3 protein-coding genes are annotated in these 2,686 nt (G+C 67.7%); 1 reads left to right on the top strand and 2 read right to left on the bottom strand.

What is annotated here, in order from left to right; all coding sequences use genetic code 11:
• Both AC08OV_RS04110 and ctaC read right to left on the bottom strand, forming a co-directional pair.
• A partial coding sequence (locus AC08OV_RS04110; protein ID WP_476619318.1) for a cytochrome c oxidase subunit I occupies window positions 1-1,227 on the bottom strand: 1,227 nt, incomplete at its 3' end.
• On the bottom strand, window positions 1,224-2,174 hold the full coding sequence (gene ctaC / locus AC08OV_RS04105) for an aa3-type cytochrome oxidase subunit II (RefSeq protein ID WP_462202457.1): 951 nt from the start codon (window positions 2,172-2,174) through the stop codon (window positions 1,224-1,226). The genes ctaC and AC08OV_RS04110, both read right to left, overlap by 4 nt.
• Window positions 2,175-2,261: 87 nt before the next feature.
• Between ctaC and AC08OV_RS04100 the strand changes: the two genes are divergently transcribed.
• Window positions 2,262-2,686 (top strand): aminotransferase class V-fold PLP-dependent enzyme (locus AC08OV_RS04100; RefSeq protein WP_476619329.1); only part of this gene is annotated, 425 nt, incomplete at its 3' end.

The raw sequence follows: 2,686 nt of genomic DNA, 5'->3' as shown, positions 1-2,686 counted from the left end.
GGCGTAGGCGGCGAACACCACGGTCCCGAAGATGACGTAGTGGAAGTGGCCGACGACGAAGTAGCTGTCGCTGACGTGGAAGTCGATCGGCGGGCTGGCCAGCAGCACCCCGGTCAGGCCACCGAACAGGAAGGTCACCAGGAAGCCGACGCAGAACAGCATCGGCGTCTCGAAGGTGAGCTGCCCACGCCACATCGTGCCGATCCAGTTGAAGAACTTGATCCCGGTCGGCACCGCGATGAGGAAGGACAGGAAGGCGAAGAAGGGCAGCAGCACCGCGCCGGTGACGAACATGTGGTGCGCCCACACCGCGACGGACAGGGCGGCGATGCCGATGGTGGCGAAGACCAGGCCCTTGTAACCGAACAGCGGCTTGCGGGAGAAGACCGGCAGGATCTCGCTGACGACGCCGAAGAACGGCAGGGCCAGGATGTAGACCTCGGGGTGGCCGAAGAACCAGAACAGGTGCTGCCAGAGCAGCGCGCCGCCGTTGGCGGCGTCGAACACGTGCGCGCCGAAGCGCCGGTCGGCCTCCAAGGCGAGCAGCGCCGCGGCGAGCACGGGGAAGGCGACCAGCACGAGGATCGAGGTCACCAGGAAGTTCCAGCAGAAGATCGGCAGTCGGAACATCGTCATGCCCGGGGCCCGCATCGCCAGGATCGTTGTGATCATGTTGACGGCGCCGAGGATGGTGCCCAGACCGGACACCGTCAGCCCCAGGATCCACAGGTCCGACCCGGCCCCCGGCGAGTACACCCCGTTGTTCAGCGGCGAGTAGGCGAACCAGCCGAAGGACGCCGACCCGTTCGGGGTCAGGAACCCGAAGATCACCGTCAGGCTGCCGAACAGGAAGAACCAGTAGGACAGCGCGTTCAGCCGCGGGAACGCCACGTCCGGCGCGCCGATCTGCAGCGGCACCAGGAAGTTTCCGAACGCGAAGGCGATCGGGGTGGCGAACATGAGCAGCATCAGCGTGCCGTGCATCGTGAACAGCTGGTTGTACTGCTCGTTGGAGAAGTGCTGCAGCCCCGGGCGGGCGAGTTCCGCCCGGATCATGATGGCCATGAGGCCGGCGACGATGAAGAACACGAACGACGTGACGAAGTACATGACGGCGATGTCCTTGTGGGACGTCGTCCGCAGATAGCCGAGCAGGTTCGTCCGCCGGGGGATGTGGGGGGCCGGGGAGTCGGCGTGCCCGACACCCGGTTCTTGTACGAGGGTCACTGTCCACTCCCGGTGGTTGCGGTGGTGGCGGCGGTCCCGGTCGTCGACGCGGCCGGCGTCGCCGAGATCACCGCGTTCTCCCGGTCCGCGATGAACGTGTCGTACTCGGCCTGCGGCACGACCTTCACGTAGAAGTTCATCCGGTCGTGGTCCGTCCCGCACAGTTCGGCGCATCGACCGATGAAGGTGCCGGTCTTCGTGACGGTCAGTTCGAACTGGTTCACCCGGCCGGGGATGACGTCCCGCTTGAACAGGAACTCCGGCACCCAGAACGAGTGGATGACGTCCGGCGAGCTCTCCACGAAACGGATCGAGCGGTTCTGCGGCAGCACGAGCACCGCCGGCTCACCGGGGCGACCGGTGACCTCAATCGGGTTGGCACCCTGCCGGCCGGATCCGGTGTCGAGGTACTTGAACTGCCAGTTCCACCGGAAGGCGATCACGTCGACGGTGACGTCGGGCTTCGACGAAAGCTTGGTGACCTCGGTCTCGTCCCGGGCCGTGTAGAAGAACAGCCCGGCCACGATCACCACCGGCACGACGGTGTAGAGCACCTCGACCGGCAGGTTGTAGCGCACCTGGCGGGGAAGTACGTCGCTGCGTTTCCGGAAGGCGATGACCGCGTAAAAGATCATTCCCCAGACGAGCACACCGACGGCGAGCGCCGCGATCGCCGAACCCTGCCAGATGTTGAGAAGGCGCGGCGTGTGGTTCGTCACGCCCTCGGGATAGCCGAATGTGGGCCTGTCGCAGGCGGTCGCCATGATCCCCACGACAGCGAGCGCGGCACTGAGACGCAGGACACGCCGAAGCGGCCGGATGTGCCGCGTCCCGTGCACGCCGACCGCGGACACCGCGGCTGCGCGTGTGTCGGAGCCAGCCGGCGTCGTCGGCGTGTCCTCGACATCCGCGAGCGACGGCCGGGTCCGACCGAAGGATCTCCTCACCAGGTCCTGCCTCCCACGACGAGCGGGCCGCGCGGCCGCGGGGGCGGACAGCGTTCGTCCCCGCGCGCGAGACCCCCTGGAAACGCCATGTCGCCCCGCCGATCCAACCGGACGACATGCTGTCTTCGACACGCTGTAGATGGTGCGGCAGCAGCGTATCTCAGCGGCCGCGAACCTTCTCGCCTCAGGCCCCCGTCAGCGCCTGTGACGCACGCCCCTCCCGGCCGTTCACGGCGTACCGTTTCACAGGTGCCGGCCTATCTCGACCACGCGTCGACCACGCCGCTGCACCCTGCCGCGCGCGAGACTCTGCTAATGGCCCTTCAGGATGGTTGGGCCGACCCGGCACGGTTGTATCGGGAGGGCCGCCGGGCGCGCATGCTGCTCGACGCGGCGCGCGAGACCGTCGCGAGCGTACTCGGGGCCCGGCCGGACGAGATCAGTTTTCCCGCGAGCGGGTCGGCGGCGGCGCATCTAGCCCTGTTGGGCACGGCGGCGGCCCGGCGGCGCGC

This window comes from Frankia sp. CeTa3Moorea (assembly GCF_978021225.1).
This window is presented reverse-complemented; position numbering and strand designations above follow the sequence as displayed.